This is a genomic window from Streptococcus hillyeri, assembly GCF_003686955.1.
GTDB lineage: Bacteria > Bacillota > Bacilli > Lactobacillales > Streptococcaceae > Streptococcus > Streptococcus hillyeri.
On sequence record NZ_RCVM01000005.1, the window covers coordinates 59829 to 73721 of the forward strand.

General features: G+C 41.1%; 13 protein-coding genes. 12 read left to right on the forward strand and 1 reads right to left on the reverse strand.

Translation table 11 applies throughout. The annotated features are described in order from the left end of the window. Window positions 1–3: 3 nt before the first annotated feature. The 3 genes from EAF07_RS04060 (at window position 4) to EAF07_RS04070 (ending at window position 3364) form a co-directional block, all read left to right on the forward strand. On the forward strand, window positions 4–1296 hold the full coding sequence (locus tag EAF07_RS04060; RefSeq protein ID WP_121835015.1) for an adenylosuccinate synthase: 1293 nt from the start codon (window positions 4–6) through the stop codon (window positions 1294–1296). 241 nt (window positions 1297–1537) lie between these two features. Beyond that, entirely contained in the window at window positions 1538–2410 is an 873-nt protein-coding gene (locus tag EAF07_RS04065; protein ID WP_121835016.1) for an AraC family transcriptional regulator, read from the forward strand. Between the two features lie 57 nt (window positions 2411–2467). Then, the gene (locus tag EAF07_RS04070) at window positions 2468–3364 is read left to right on the forward strand and encodes an ROK family protein (RefSeq protein ID WP_121835017.1); all 897 of its coding nucleotides are present in this window, start codon (window positions 2468–2470) and stop codon (window positions 3362–3364) included. 432 nt (window positions 3365–3796) lie between these two features. Here EAF07_RS04070 and EAF07_RS04075 read toward each other — a convergent pair whose 3' ends face one another. Further along, complete coding sequence (locus EAF07_RS04075; protein WP_121835018.1) at window positions 3797–4696, reverse strand: alpha/beta hydrolase; 900 nt, start codon at window positions 4694–4696, stop codon at window positions 3797–3799. Window positions 4697–4891: 195 nt separating this feature from the next. On the opposite strand from EAF07_RS04075, the gene EAF07_RS04080 reads away from it, so the two are divergent. The 9 genes from EAF07_RS04080 (at window position 4892) to EAF07_RS04120 (ending at window position 13893) form a co-directional block, all read left to right on the forward strand. Then, the gene (locus EAF07_RS04080; RefSeq protein ID WP_121835019.1) at window positions 4892–6376 is read left to right on the forward strand and encodes a glycoside hydrolase family 1 protein; all 1485 of its coding nucleotides are present in this window, start codon (window positions 4892–4894) and stop codon (window positions 6374–6376) included. Between the two features lie 14 nt (window positions 6377–6390). Next, window positions 6391–7680 carry a PTS sugar transporter subunit IIC gene (locus tag EAF07_RS04085; RefSeq protein WP_121835020.1) on the forward strand — a complete coding sequence of 430 codons (1290 nt, stop codon included), beginning with the start codon at window positions 6391–6393 and terminating at the stop codon, window positions 7678–7680. Between the two features lie 27 nt (window positions 7681–7707). Continuing rightward, complete coding sequence (locus EAF07_RS04090; RefSeq protein ID WP_121835021.1) at window positions 7708–8010, forward strand: PTS sugar transporter subunit IIB; 303 nt, start codon at window positions 7708–7710, stop codon at window positions 8008–8010. 9 nt (window positions 8011–8019) lie between these two features. Then, window positions 8020–8337 (forward strand): PTS sugar transporter subunit IIA, encoded by a 318-nt coding sequence (locus tag EAF07_RS04095; protein ID WP_121835022.1) that lies wholly within the window; start codon window positions 8020–8022, stop codon window positions 8335–8337. Window positions 8338–8414: 77 nt separating this feature from the next. After that, on the forward strand, window positions 8415–9929 hold the full coding sequence (locus EAF07_RS04100) for a prolyl oligopeptidase family serine peptidase (RefSeq protein ID WP_121835023.1): 1515 nt from the start codon (window positions 8415–8417) through the stop codon (window positions 9927–9929). Window positions 9930–10115: 186 nt separating this feature from the next. After that, a complete protein-coding gene (locus EAF07_RS04105) occupies window positions 10116–10355 on the forward strand; it encodes a GlsB/YeaQ/YmgE family stress response membrane protein (protein WP_121835024.1) in 240 nt (79 codons plus the stop codon). A gap of 19 nt (window positions 10356–10374) precedes the next feature. Then, complete coding sequence (locus EAF07_RS04110) at window positions 10375–10740, forward strand: HIT family protein (RefSeq protein WP_121835025.1); 366 nt, start codon at window positions 10375–10377, stop codon at window positions 10738–10740. A 158-nt stretch (window positions 10741–10898) separates the two neighbouring features. Then, window positions 10899–13145, forward strand: coding sequence for a polyribonucleotide nucleotidyltransferase (gene pnp, locus EAF07_RS04115; RefSeq protein ID WP_121835026.1), 2247 nt, complete (start codon window positions 10899–10901; stop codon window positions 13143–13145). 1 nt (window position 13146) lies between these two features. After that, a complete protein-coding gene (locus tag EAF07_RS04120; RefSeq protein ID WP_121835027.1) occupies window positions 13147–13893 on the forward strand; it encodes an SseB family protein in 747 nt (248 codons plus the stop codon).

Consider the following 13893-nt stretch of genomic DNA (forward strand, 5'->3'; position numbering starts at 1 on the left):
GTTATGACATCAGTAGTAGTTGTTGGTACCCAGTGGGGTGATGAAGGTAAGGGGAAAATCACTGATTTCCTCAGTCAAGATGCAGAAGTCATTGCACGTTATCAAGGTGGGGATAATGCAGGACATACCATTGTCATTGATGGAAAAAAATTCAAACTGCACTTAATTCCATCAGGGATTTTCTTCCCAGAAAAAATCTCAGTTATCGGTAACGGTGTTGTGGTAAACCCTAAATCATTGGTGAAAGAAATTAACTACCTTCACGATGAAGGGGTGACGACAGACAATCTTCGTATTTCTGACCGTGCCCATGTCATTTTGCCATACCACATCAAATTGGACCAGCTTCAAGAAGATGCTAAAGGGGATAACAAGATTGGTACAACCATCAAAGGGATTGGCCCAGCTTACATGGACAAGGCTGCGCGTGTTGGTATCCGTATTGCAGATTTGCTTGACAAAGAGATTTTTGCTGAGCGTTTGAAAACAAATCTTGCTGAGAAAAACCGTCTCTTTGAGAAAATGTATGACAGCACACCGCTTGAATTTGACGAGATTTTTGAAGAATACTATGAGTATGGTCAACAAATTAAACAATATGTAACAGACACTTCAGTTATCTTAAACGATGCTCTTGATGCAGGTAAACGTGTTCTCTTTGAAGGTGCGCAAGGGGTTATGCTTGATATTGACCAAGGGACCTACCCATTTGTAACTTCATCAAACCCAGTTGCAGGTGGTGTAACGATTGGTTCTGGTGTTGGTCCAAGCAAAATCAACAAGGTTGTTGGGGTATGTAAAGCCTACACTAGCCGTGTTGGTGATGGTCCATTCCCAACCGAACTCTTTGATGAGATTGGTGAGCGTATCCGTGAAATTGGTCATGAGTATGGTACAACAACAGGTCGTCCACGCCGTGTGGGGTGGTTCGACTCAGTTGTGATGCGTCATAGCCGTCGTGTCTCAGGTATCACAAACTTATCACTTAACTCAATTGACGTGCTTTCAGGTCTTGAAACAGTTAAAATCTGTGTGGCTTATGACCTTGATGGTGAGCGTATTGATCACTACCCAGCGAGTCTTGAGCAGTTGAAACGTTGTAAACCAATCTACGAAGAACTTCCAGGATGGGAAGAAGACATTACAGGTGTTCGTAGCCTTGATGAGCTTCCAGAAAATGCTCGTAACTATGTTCGTCGTATCGGAGAATTGGTTGGCGTACGCATTTCAACCTTCTCAGTAGGTCCAGATCGTGACCAAACGAACATTCTTGAATCAGTTTGGGCAAATATTTAGGAAAAATTAAGCCAATCTTTATGTTATCTTAATATTGTTTGGTTATACTAGTATCATCCTAGAAATAGGGGACCTATCAATTTTCTTTTTCATATTAAATCTCCTAAAAATAGCTCTATCGTCGATAGGGCTATTTTTTTGCTCTCTAGAATAAGATTGTCAATTGAGAGATAAGGAAGTATAATAAGGTTAACTAACATAGAAAGCGTTTGCCTATATACTAGTCAGATAGGAGAAGAGAATGTCGAAACATGAATTAGTTGTGCCTACAAATAACTTACCAGCTTGGGTTTATTTGCACGAAGAGAATCAATCTACCTTTATTGAGCCTCACTGGCATTCGTCTGTCGAATTAAGTTATACGATAAGTGGGCATATTGCTAATTTTTTTATTGCTAACACTCCATATATGACTGAGCCAGGGACGATTTTGGTGGTTAATACGATGGAAGTTCATAGTATCAGAACCTATCGTTCGCCAGATGGTGAATCTCGGGCGATTTCCATTATTTTTCCGTATAGTCTATTAAAAATGTATCAACCGGATATTAGTGACTATAAGATTCTTATTAACGATTTTTCTGGTGAAAAAGATTGCCGTTACGAGGCTTATTGTCAACTACAAGAAAAATTGAATGCCCTTGCGGATTGCTATCATGGGAAAGATACTTTACGGAAATCAATCTTGATTTTAGAAATTTTGGAACTTCTACTCAAACATTTTTTGGTCAAGAGGCACTTATCTCTGTCAGATAGGAATGATGATAAGCAAAAAGAACGATTAAGCAACATTAAAAGTTTTTTAGAGGAAAATTACAGGGCAGAGATTACCTTAGATGATGTTGCGGAGCATTGCTATTTATCCAAGGAACACCTATCACGTTTTTTTAAGGAGCAGATGGCAATTACTGTATTTCAATATTTGAATTATATAAGGGCAAAGCACGCGAAGCCATTATTGTTGAAAACTAAGAAAACAGCAACTCAGATTGCGCAAGAGTGTGGTTTTAGTGGGCTTAGAACGATGGATCGAGCATTGCAAAAAGTTTATGGTCTTTCATCTCGAGAACTAAGAAAGCAACATATCAATCAGAGCCCAAAATCTGCTAAATGAAACAAGTCAAAGTTTAAATGACTTATGGTATAGTCAATTGAGATAAAGGAGGAAATTATGGCTTATTATTTAACAATTGATGTCGGAGGTACTCACATTAAGTATGCCATCATGACAGAGGATGGTGAGCAAACAAAGCGTGGACACATTCCGACACCTCAAAATCAAGTTGAAGATTTTTTGAATAGCATTTATGGTATTGTGGATGATTGCACAGAAGAGCTTTCAGGAATAGCGTTTAGTGTGCCAGGAAAGGTTGACACGTCAGAAGGTGTTATCTATTTTGGCGGTGCTCTTCAATACCTAGATGGGTTGAGAATTGTTGATATTATGACTGAAAAATACCAGATTCCTGTTAGCGTGCAAAATGATGCTAAAGCAGCAGCTCTTGCAGAGCTTTGGAAAGGGAGTCTTAAGGGAATTCAAGATGGTGCTGTCATTGTGCTTGGTACAGGCGTTGGAGGCGGTATCATTCTTGATGGTAAATTGCGCCTAGGCCCACATTTCCAATCTGGAGAATTAAGTTTGTCTATCTTAGATGCTAGTAAAGATGGCTTTGACAAGATGGTAGGTTATAGTGGTTCAGCTGTGAGAATGATTAGTCAAGTGAATGAGGCGCTAGGGCAGGAGGATGTGACGGACGGTTTATTGGCATTTGAGGCAATCAATAATAGAGATGAAGTTGCCTATCCACTCTTTCAGAATTATTGTCGTCAGATTGCCTATCTTATTTTGAATCTACAAGCCTTTTTTGATCTAACTACCTACGCTATTGGAGGGGGAATCAGTTCTCAAGCTATCTTAGTTGATGAGATTCGTTATCAGTTTGACAGTTTCCTAGAAACAAATCCGGTGATGAAGTTAAATGTACCGAAAGTAGATATTGTAGCAGCTAAGTTTACTAATGATGCTAATTTATATGGTGCCCTCTTTCACCTTTTGTCAGTTAAATAGATTATAAAGACCTCCGCTATGATGGAGGTCTTTATTGGGAACATCTGATAAAGTCAATTAGTTTTTATTTAGTATTTTATTAGCACTTCTCCTAATGTGGTGTGGACGCTCAAAAGGTCTGGGAAACCTTTTGAGGTGGGAAATGAAGCTGACCAAGTCAGTGTCAGAACGTCCCCTACTACAGAGTTCCATTCCTTCTTGGCAAGCCTAGGTTTCCTTCGCTCCCAGGTTTCTAAGCTCAGGCTAAAACTGTCCACTGGACAGTTTCATTAATAAGAATACCGTCATGGCGAAAGAAGCCCTGGTAAATCAAGCCATTTATTGGTTCTTGATTTGACTTAAACTGCTAATTTTGATTTTGAATGAGTATGAAAATCAAAAACTTACAGGTGCAAATAGGATCGAGGACTATATATTGAGATTCAGTTAGATTTACTCTGTTTTTACAAGATAGCGCCTAAAGAAATTTAACTCATCCTGATTACATTGATTTGCCATTTCATCTCTGATATTACAGTGAAAAACATGGTGTTTTGGGTTATCAGGTGTTCCATAAATGTGAAATTCGTGTTCAATTCCTTTTGCGATGAGGTAACCGTCTAATCTAGTAGAATTATCCCGAAGAAAATCATCAGATGCCGTCATAATAAATAATGGGGGACAAGCAGTGGTGAGGTATTCTTCGGTGCGGAGCAATTCCCCATGTTTAGCAAGGCTTTCATCTGTAAAGTAAGCTTCCGTTGCTCCTGAAATCGCACCGGGAAGGTGGAGGAAACTGCCACCGCAATTGATGGCTGCTGCCCTCAGAGTAAGATTTGGTTTCTCATATTTAAACAAGTTACGGAATTTCTCATTTGTCAGAATAGCAATATACTGAAGAGCCATTTGTCCGCCTGCACTATCTCCGACGATAAAGACATTAGTGAGGTCAAGCTGATAGCGTTCGGCATTTCCGCTTAACCAATGAATGGCAAGATTGATATCGTCTAATTCAGTTGGAAAGACAACTTCTGGGGCTAAACGATAGGTAATATTAACAAAAGCAAAGTCCTCTTTGGCAAGGCTCATACCATAAAATTGGTAGGTTTCTTTAGTCCCATATACCCACCCACCTCCGTGAATATTGATAATAACAGGAAGTTTCCCTGTCTGTTTTTTAGGGCGATAAATGTCCAGTAAATGCCATTTAGAGTCAAATCCATATTGGAGATTGTCAAAGCGTTGCACTTCTGGAATAGTAGTTGGTAATCCCTGGTCTCGTTTTTCATCTCCTTTTTGGAACAAGTCGCGTAGTTGTTTTGCTAAAGCAATAATGTCATCTCGGTTACTCATGGTAAACCTCCTTGTCAATAAAGATACCTCAATTATAGAAGATTGTCAGACGATACTGATTGTGATTTTTGATAAAAAAGAGGCGTTAGTTGATACAAAAAATATCAAAGAGCGCCATTTTTTGGTTAATAGAAGACTTATAAAACAAAAATGTAAGCGCTATACTTGAACTATCATAAGACGGAGGAAGTTGAAATGACACATACCTTTCCTGAAAATTTTTTATGGGGCGGTGCAACAGCAGCCAATCAGTATGAAGGTGGTTATCGTGAGGATGGTAAAGGATTAAATACCAGTGATGTTCTTACGAATGGTAGCCATACCGTGGCGAGACGATTGACGTGGCGTATTCCTGAGACAGGTGAGACTGGTTCAACGGGAATGGGCTTTGGTGCTGATTTGGAATTACCTGATGGAGCGGTCCTTGATATTATTGAAGGCGAGTACTATCCTTCTCATATCGCAACAGATTTCTATCATCACTATAAGGAAGACATTGCTTTGTTTGCAGAACAAGGGTACAAATGCTTCCGTTTGTCCATTAACTGGGCACGTATTTTCCCAAATGGAGATGATGCAGAGCCAAATCAAGCTGGGATTGATTTTTATCATGCTGTTTTCGATGAGTGTTTGAAGTACGGTATTGAACCCTTGGTGACTATTTCTCACTATGAAACACCGCTAGCTTTGACCAATAAATATGGTGGCTGGTTAGATCGTCGTGTGATCGGTTTCTACTTAAATCTTTGTCGTGTATTATTTACAGAATATCGAGACAAAGTGAAGTATTGGATGACTTTCAATGAAATCAATATCATGGCAGCAGCTCCTTATATGGGTGGTGGCCTTGTCAAATCTGACGAGCAAAGTAAAGCTCAGGCAGCTCACCATCAATTTGTTGCCAGTGCTAAGGCTGTTCAGTTAGCACGAGAATTATCGCCAGAAGCTAAGGTTGGTATGATGGTTGCTTATGGTGTTACCTACGGTGAGACTTGTAATCCTAAAGACCAACTCATGGTGATGGAAGGTTCTCACTGGGGACACTTTTATACTGATGTTCAATGTCGTGGAAAATATCCAGCTTATAAATTAAAAGAATATGAGCGTAAAGGTATCCAAGTTGTAATGGAAGAAGGAGATTTGGAAATCTTGGCAGATGGTACGGTTGCCTTCATTGGATTCTCGTATTACTCGACTCACGTAGCTAGTTCGGCTAAAGCAGCGGAGCAAGGTGGAAACTTCATGGCGGGGGTTAAAAATCCTTACCTCGAAGCTAATGCATGGGGCTGGCAAATTGATCCGATTGGCTTACGTATTGCCCTTAATACACTTTGGGAACGTTACGAGTTGCCACTTTGGATTGTTGAAAATGGTCTTGGCTACGAAGATGTGCTAGAAGAAGATGGAAGTATTCACGACGATTATCGAATCGCCTATATGAAAGGTCATATTGAAGCAATGGCAGATGCCATTAATCTTGATGGGGTAGACCTTATCGGCTACACTCCTTGGGGATGTATTGACCTTGTAAGCTGTGGCACAGGAGAAATGCGCAAGCGTTACGGTATGATCTATGTTGATCGTAATGATGATGGTGAGGGAAGTCTCGTTCGCCGCCGTAAGGATAGTTTTTATTGGTATCAAAAAGTTATTCAGTCAAATGGTGCTGATTTAGATTAAAAGGAGGACATAACATGTCATTCATGGAGTCAATGCAATCAGGGCTTGAAAAAATCATGGGCCCTTTTGCTCAGAAGTTAAGTGAGAGTAAGATTATTTCTGCTTTAACAGCAGGGATGATGTCGTCTATGCCAATCACGCTAGGGGTGGCAGCATTTGCGATTTTGGGGAATTTACCTATTGGAATTTGGCAAGATTTTTTGACGACCACTGGTATGGGGCAGCACATGCTTGATATTGTAGCTGGAACCTCTAGCCTACTGGCTATCTATATTGTACCGACCATTGCTTATTATTATGCTAAAAATGAAAAGGAAAATGGTTTGACAGCGGCTGTTCTTGCATTAGCGGCATTCATTGTTCTTCAACCGCAAAATATCTCCCTAGGAGAACAAACAGTAGCGGGTCTTCTCCAAACAAATCTTGGTAGTAATGGGATTTTCGTCGGAATGATTACGGCTGTGGTTATTGGGATGAGCTATTCTAAATTGATGAAACAAAACATCAAATTGAAATTGCCATCATCAGTACCACCGAATGTTTCAGAATCGCTTAGTCCAACCTTTGTGGCGATGATTCTTTTTGCAGGTGTCTTTGTTGTACGATACCTAGCAGGGTTGACCCCTTATGGAAATATCTTTGATTTGGTGAGTAATGTGGTTGCAAAACCTGTTATGCTCTTTGGCGCAAATCCATGGTCATTGATTGCTTTCCACTGCTTCATGAATCTTTGCTGGTTCTTTGGTATCCACCCAGCGCCAATCTTGAGTGTCTATATCCCAGTATTGATGTCAGCAGGGACAGCTAATACGGAAGCATTCTTAGCAGGAACTCCATCAGCTGAACTCCCATTCTTGACCTTCTCATTGCTTTATGGTTTCTGTTACATTGGTGGTACAGGAAGTACCCTCTCACTTGCATTTTCAATGTACACTGCGAAATCAGAGCGGTATAAAGTCTTTAGAAACATCGCTGTTGTGCCAAATATTTTCAATATCAATGAGCCTATGATTTTTGGGATGCCAATCATGCTTAACCCAATATTCTTCATTCCAATGATTCTATCAAGTCTAGTGGGTGGCCTTATGGGTTACGTAGCTCTTGAATTCTTTGGTGTCGGCTCAGCTTTTAATCCAACAATTTCACTACCTTGGGTAATGCCTCCATTTATCGGTCCATTTATCACAGGTGGTTGGAAACTTGGCGTATCAATTATTGCTGTTATCTTTGTTCAAATGTTTGTTTGGTACCCATTCTTCAGAATTGCGGATAATCAAGCACTTAAAGAAGAACAAGCTGCTTAGTCATGTTAAAAACGAAAGGAATGAAATATGAGAAATGTATTATTAGTTTGTGCTGCGGGTATGTCAACCTCACTTTTGATGAATAAAATGCGTGAGTATGCTGAAAGTATTAATTATGAAATTTCAGTAGAAGCTCACCCTGTCTCAGTTGTTGATGAAAAGGGAAAAGAGGCAGACGTTATCTTATTAGGACCACAAATTCGTTTCAACCTTAACAAAGTGAAGGGACTTTTCCCAGACAAGCCTGTTGAAGCTATGGATATTCAAGCCTACGGTACAATGAATGGGCAAAAGATTGTAGAGCACGTTAAAACCCTTTTGGGAGATTAGGAGGCTTGTATGGAAGGAATTGAATTAATCGCATTTCAAATTATTGCTTCTGTAGGCTCTGCTCGCTCATCGTACATTGAAGCTATTCAAGCAGCTAAAGCGGGGAATTTTGAAGAAGCAGAAGCTCTTATTAAAGCAGGTGATCGTGAGTTCAATGAAGGTCATCATGCCCACGCCTCCTTGATTCAAAAAGAGGCGAACCAAGAGCAAGTTGACCTTAAGCTTCTTCTGATGCACGCAGAAGATCAACTCATGAGTGCAGAAGGTTTTAAAGTCATTGCACAAGAATTTATTGATGTGTATGACCGATTTAGTAAGTTAGGATAATGAGAAAACGGGGCTATTTCATTTGACAGTAATCAGATTGAAATAGCCTTTTATAGGATTGTTCAAGGAGTTAGGATATGAAATTGCGTATTGGTAAATATGTTCTCCTAGCGTTAGCAGGAATTTCGTTGGTAGCTTGTAGTAAAGGAGGAAATGAGAATGTGACAAAGACACAAGAAAAACTAGCTATTAATCAAGTGAATATTGGTGTAACAGGTTACGAATGGGGGCCGTCGGTATCACGCCTTGTGCTAGAACTCAATCAAGAAGTAGAGAGCTTATCGACAGATAAGTTAGAGGCAGTCACAGCAGGTGTGAAACGGAACATCAAGGACGCCTATCTCTCAGATGCCAACGGGGAAAAAGTCAAGGGAGCTAGTCAATATGTTACTCTTGATTTGGAAGTGACTTACACTTTTATGGCTGAGGATAATGCCTCTCCGTTTGCCTTTAATTTTACCAATATGATGAATGAGTGGGCAGCAGAGTACCCCGTAAAAGTCACAGGTCTGACTATTGGCGATAATGACTTATCTGTTGAAGCGGATGCCATAAACAATCGTGTGATTCCAGAAACCGCTGTTTTCAATATTCGAGAAAAGACAACGGGCAACTATCGCAATCCTCTAACTGGGAAAGACGAAGAGGTGACACTTCACTACGCCGCTTTTGAACCAGAGTATTTGAAAGAGAGTAACGCTAAGAGCCCTCTCGTGATTTGGCTGCATGGTCAAGGTGAAGGGGGAACGGATACCGATATTACTCTACTTGGCAATGAAGTGGTTGCCTTGGCGCGTGAAGAGATACAGTCTCACTATACAGCCACTGGAAATGCCAAAGAGAAGGGAGCCTATGTCCTAGCAGTTCAAACCCCAACCTATTGGATGGACGAAGGTGATGGCACAAATGGAGCTGGAGCGGGTGTGTCTCGCTATACCGAGGCCCTGATGGATACGATTGATGCCTATGTCAAGAGCAATCCAGATATTGATACCAATCGTATCTATCTTGGAGGTTGCTCAAACGGTGGTTACATGACGATGAATATGGCCATTCACTACCCAGATTATTTCGCAGCAGCCTATCCAATTGCTGAGGCCTATTCCTACTATGAATTTGAGAAAAATCCAGATGGGACCTATGTGCGCCAAACCAGTGAGGAAAATCCTGTCGGTGTAGCGGTTCAAAAAGACACGCCTTACTTTACCGAGGATAAATTGAACAAGATTAAGGACCTTCCGATGTGGTTTGTGACCGCTCAAAATGACGACACGGTTAAACCAGCGACTTATACTCTACCAACCTATCAAGCGATGGTGAAAAGCGGTGCACAAAATAAATGGTTCTCTTACTATGAGACTGTAGAAGGTGCAGACATTGAAGAAAATGAATACATGGGCCACTGGTCATGGATTTACTTCTTCAATAATGAAGTGACAGGTGTGCAAGATGTTGTTGCGGTTAAGAACGCAGCAGATGTGACTTCTGGATTTAAAGCCGACAACGCCACTAAAGGGGGAAGTGATAAAGCTATCGTAAATGGTACCACTTACGATAATATCTTTGATTGGATGAATGCTCAGACAAAATAACGATTCCGTTCTTTCAAGAAAAACAATAAAAATCTGGGATTAAGACTCTCAGATTTTTTTGCTAAGCACGATTCAAGCCCCTTGAAATAAGAACGGGTTCATTGAACGAAGCTAAAAATGAAAAGATATGCTATACTAAAGAGAGAATATGTATAAAAACAAGAAGAGGATAGGGGAACTTTTATTATGATTTGGTCAATGCTTATTGGTTTATTTATTGGTGCTGTTGCAGGTTCTATCACAAATCGTGGGGAACGCATGGGCTGTTTTACAAAAATGTTTGCAGGTTGGATTGGTTCGTCAGTGGGTCAATCATTGTTTGGTCACTGGGGACCGAGTTTTGCAGGGATGGCGCTGATTCCATCTATCATCGGAGCAGTTATTGTGATTGCTGTTGTGGATTTCTTCTTTGGAGGTAGACGTTAGACCAAGTCGGGAGTGTTTTATGGATTGTATTTTTTGTCAACTGCCCAAGGAAAATTGGGTGTCTGAGACTTCACATTTTTTTGCGGTTTGGGATATTGATCCTATTCAAGAAGGGCATTTACTGGTGATTGCTAAAGCACATCGCCTGTCGCTGAGTGAGCTAACAACTGATGAAAGGCTCGATTTGCTAAACTTTCAGGAGCAATTGATTGAAAAGTTGGAAAGAAGCTCTGCTATTTCAGGAGTAACCATTGCTATCAATAATGGGCGTCTGATGGACGAGGGAACGCATTTTCATAGTCACTTGATTCCTCGTTATGAAAATGATGGTTTTTGGGATAACCTTGTCCTTAAAAATCACCCTTTTGATAAAAGCTTATTTTAAGAAGAAATTTTGCCTAGTAGTTGTTGATAACTGCTAGGTTTTTAAATCGCTTTATGGTAAAATGAAACAGATACGTGCTTGATACAAAGGTGAGTTAGTAGGGGCTGATTGACCTTTGTAGCCAAGACGTAGCTAAGAAAATGTAAAAGGAGACTAAGATGTCTAAACAAGTATTTCAAACAACTTTTGCGGGTCGTCCGCTTGTGGTTGAAATTGGTCAAGTTGCCAAGCAGGCTAATGGTGCAACTGTCGTTCGATACGGTGAGTCAACCGTCTTGACAGCCGCTGTCATGTCTAAAAAAATGGCAACAGGTGATTTCTTCCCGCTTCAAGTGAACTATGAAGAAAAAATGTATGCTGCTGGGAAATTCCCTGGTGGTTGGATGAAGCGTGAGGGTCGTCCGTCAACAGATGCGACTTTGACAGCCCGTTTGATTGACCGTCCGATCCGCCCAATGTTCGCTGAAGGCTTCCGCAATGAAGTCCAAGTCATTAACACGGTGCTTTCTTATGATGAAAATGCTAGCGCTCCAATGGCAGCCATGTTTGGTAGTTCATTGGCTTTGTCAATCTCAGATATTCCGTTTAATGGTCCAATTGCGGGTGTGCAGGTTGGGTATATTGATGGGGAATTTATCATCAACCCAGACAAGGCACAGCAAGAAGCTTCGCTTTTAGAATTGACAGTTGCTGGTACCAAAGAAGCAATCAACATGGTAGAGTCTGGGGCAAAAGAATTGTCAGAAGATATCATGCTTGAGGCCCTGCTTATTGGTCACAAAGCCATCCAAGAATTGATTGCCTTCCAAGAAGAAATCGTAGCGGCTGTTGGTAAGGAAAAGGCGGAAGTAGAGCTTCTTCATGTTGACCCAGAATTGCAGGCTGAAATCATCGCAAAATACAATGCTGATTTGCAACAAGCGGTGCAAGTTGAAGAGAAAAAAGCGCGTGAAGCAGCAACAGAAGCTGTTAAAGAACGCGTGACTGCTGAATACGAAGAAACATTTGCAGAGCATGAAGAATACGCTCGTATCATGCGTGATGTGGCAGAGATTCTTGAACAAATGGAGCATGCCGAAGTCCGTCGTTTGATTACAGAGGATAAAATCCGTCCTGATGGTCGTCGTGTGGATGAAATCCGTCCTTTGGATGCTGAGATTGATTTCTTGCCAAAAGTTCATGGCTCAGGTCTCTTTACACGCGGTCAAACTCAGGCCTTGTCAGTCTTGACGCTTGCTCCTATGGGTGAGACACAAATTGTCGATGGTTTGGATGACGAGTACAAGAAACGTTTCCTTCACCACTATAATTTCCCACAATACTCTGTTGGTGAAACAGGTCGCTACGGTGCCGCAGGTCGTCGTGAAATTGGTCACGGTGCACTTGGTGAACGTGCGCTTGAGCAAGTCTTGCCAAGCCTTGAAGAATTCCCATACGCTATTCGTTTGGTAGCGGAAGTGCTTGAGTCAAATGGGTCATCGTCACAGGCTTCTATCTGTGCAGGCACCCTTGCTCTTATGGCGGGTGGTGTGCCAATCAAAGCACCAGTTGCTGGTATCGCTATGGGACTTATCTCAGACGGGACAAATTATACCGTACTGACAGATATCCAAGGTTTGGAAGACCACTTTGGAGACATGGACTTCAAGGTAGCTGGTACCCGTGATGGTATTACAGCGCTTCAAATGGATATCAAGATTGAAGGTATTACGCCTCAAATCCTTGAAGAAGCGCTTGCTCAAGCTAAGAAAGCTCGCTTTGAAATCCTTGACTTGATTGAAGCAACGATTGCTGAGCCACGCCCAGAATTAGCACCAACAGCACCAAAAATTGATACCATTACGATTGATGTTGATAAGATTAAAATTGTCATCGGTAAAGGTGGGGAAACCATCGATAAAATTATCGCCGAGACAGGTGTTAAAATTGACATTGACGAAGACGGTTTGGTATCTATCTTCTCATCTGACCAAGCAGCGATTAACCGCGCCAAAGAAATTATTGCTGGTCTTGTTCGTGAAGCCAAAGTTGATGAAGTTTACCATGCTAAAGTGGTTCGTATTGAAAAATTCGGTGCCTTTGTGAATCTCTTTGAAAAGACAGATGCCCTTGTTCATATTTCAGAAATGGCTTGGACACGTACAAATCGTGTAGAAGACTTGGTTGAAATTGGTGACGAAGTAGATGTTAAAATCATTAAGATTGACGAAAAAGGCCGTATTGATGCCTCTATGAAGGCTCTTCTTCCAAAACCAGAAGGTTATACTGAAGAAGCTAAAAAAGAACGTTCAGACCGCCCACGCCATCGTGAGCAACATGGAGATCGTAAACCACATCATAATGGTGGATTAGGTGGACATTTCCGTGAACCAAAACCTCGTTCAACAGAGGAAAAGGCAGACTAAAATGACTGGATTAGGAAAACTTGACCAACAGCTCCGCGATTTTATTGCAGACCCAACTGATTTTTTGAGTATCATATCTTTTGTTACGGGGCTTCATGGGCAAGCGGTGCTGGCAAGCGATAAACCGTATGCCCTTGAAATTGATGGCAAGAAGGTCACGCCGGTCTTTACAGATGACTTTGACCTTGAAACCTTTAAGGCGCAACAAGCTAGTGCTCGTGAACAAAATTGGATTGAACGAAAGACGCTGGACATTCTAGAAGAGGTCATCGTGAAACAACTCTCGGGTCTCGTTTTTAACCTGAAAAAAGAAGGGGATATGGGAAATTCAAGTATTTTCCAGTCTAGTGAATTAATCGCTTTTGTCAATCATTACACGACAATTCTTAATCAAGTGATGGGAGATGGGAATATCCAAGCTCCTCTGCTTGAAAAAACATATCTTGTACCTGTCTTTGTTCATCCAAATGAAGATGGCTCCAGTGATCGAATGTTCCCTACCTTATCAAATCAAGAAAACGATAGTTTTGTTCCGGTATTTTCAAATATGGCTAGTTTTGCCAAATGGTATCGCGAAGATGACTTCGGGGGACGCTTTAAACAAGCTAATGGTGTTGTGGTTGCGTGGACGCTACAAGAGATTAAGTCACCTGTAGATGGAGAAAATGAGATTTCAGACACCATTGGTGTAGTGATTGATTCTTTTGATGATAAACAAATTTTAGTGAAGTGGGAAGACATTAAGTAG

Coding starts and splice junctions, on each gene's coding strand:
- EAF07_RS04060 (WP_121835015.1), top strand. CDS start 4: ATGACATCAGTAGTAGTTGTTGGTACCCAGTGGGGTGATGAAGGTAAG.
- EAF07_RS04110 (WP_121835025.1), top strand. CDS start 10,375: ATGGATTGTATTTTTTGTCAACTGCCCAAGGAAAATTGGGTGTCTGAG.
- EAF07_RS04080 (WP_121835019.1), top strand. CDS start 4,892: ATGACACATACCTTTCCTGAAAATTTTTTATGGGGCGGTGCAACAGCA.
- EAF07_RS04065 (WP_121835016.1), top strand. CDS start 1,538: ATGTCGAAACATGAATTAGTTGTGCCTACAAATAACTTACCAGCTTGG.
- EAF07_RS04105 (WP_121835024.1), top strand. CDS start 10,116: ATGATTTGGTCAATGCTTATTGGTTTATTTATTGGTGCTGTTGCAGGT.
- EAF07_RS04120 (WP_121835027.1), top strand. CDS start 13,147: ATGACTGGATTAGGAAAACTTGACCAACAGCTCCGCGATTTTATTGCA.
- EAF07_RS04075 (WP_121835018.1), bottom strand. CDS start 4,696: ATGAGTAACCGAGATGACATTATTGCTTTAGCAAAACAACTACGCGAC.
- EAF07_RS04085 (WP_121835020.1), top strand. CDS start 6,391: ATGTCATTCATGGAGTCAATGCAATCAGGGCTTGAAAAAATCATGGGC.
- EAF07_RS04070 (WP_121835017.1), top strand. CDS start 2,468: ATGGCTTATTATTTAACAATTGATGTCGGAGGTACTCACATTAAGTAT.
- EAF07_RS04095 (WP_121835022.1), top strand. CDS start 8,020: ATGGAAGGAATTGAATTAATCGCATTTCAAATTATTGCTTCTGTAGGC.
- EAF07_RS04090 (WP_121835021.1), top strand. CDS start 7,708: ATGAGAAATGTATTATTAGTTTGTGCTGCGGGTATGTCAACCTCACTT.
- EAF07_RS04100 (WP_121835023.1), top strand. CDS start 8,415: ATGAAATTGCGTATTGGTAAATATGTTCTCCTAGCGTTAGCAGGAATT.
- pnp (WP_121835026.1), top strand. CDS start 10,899: ATGTCTAAACAAGTATTTCAAACAACTTTTGCGGGTCGTCCGCTTGTG.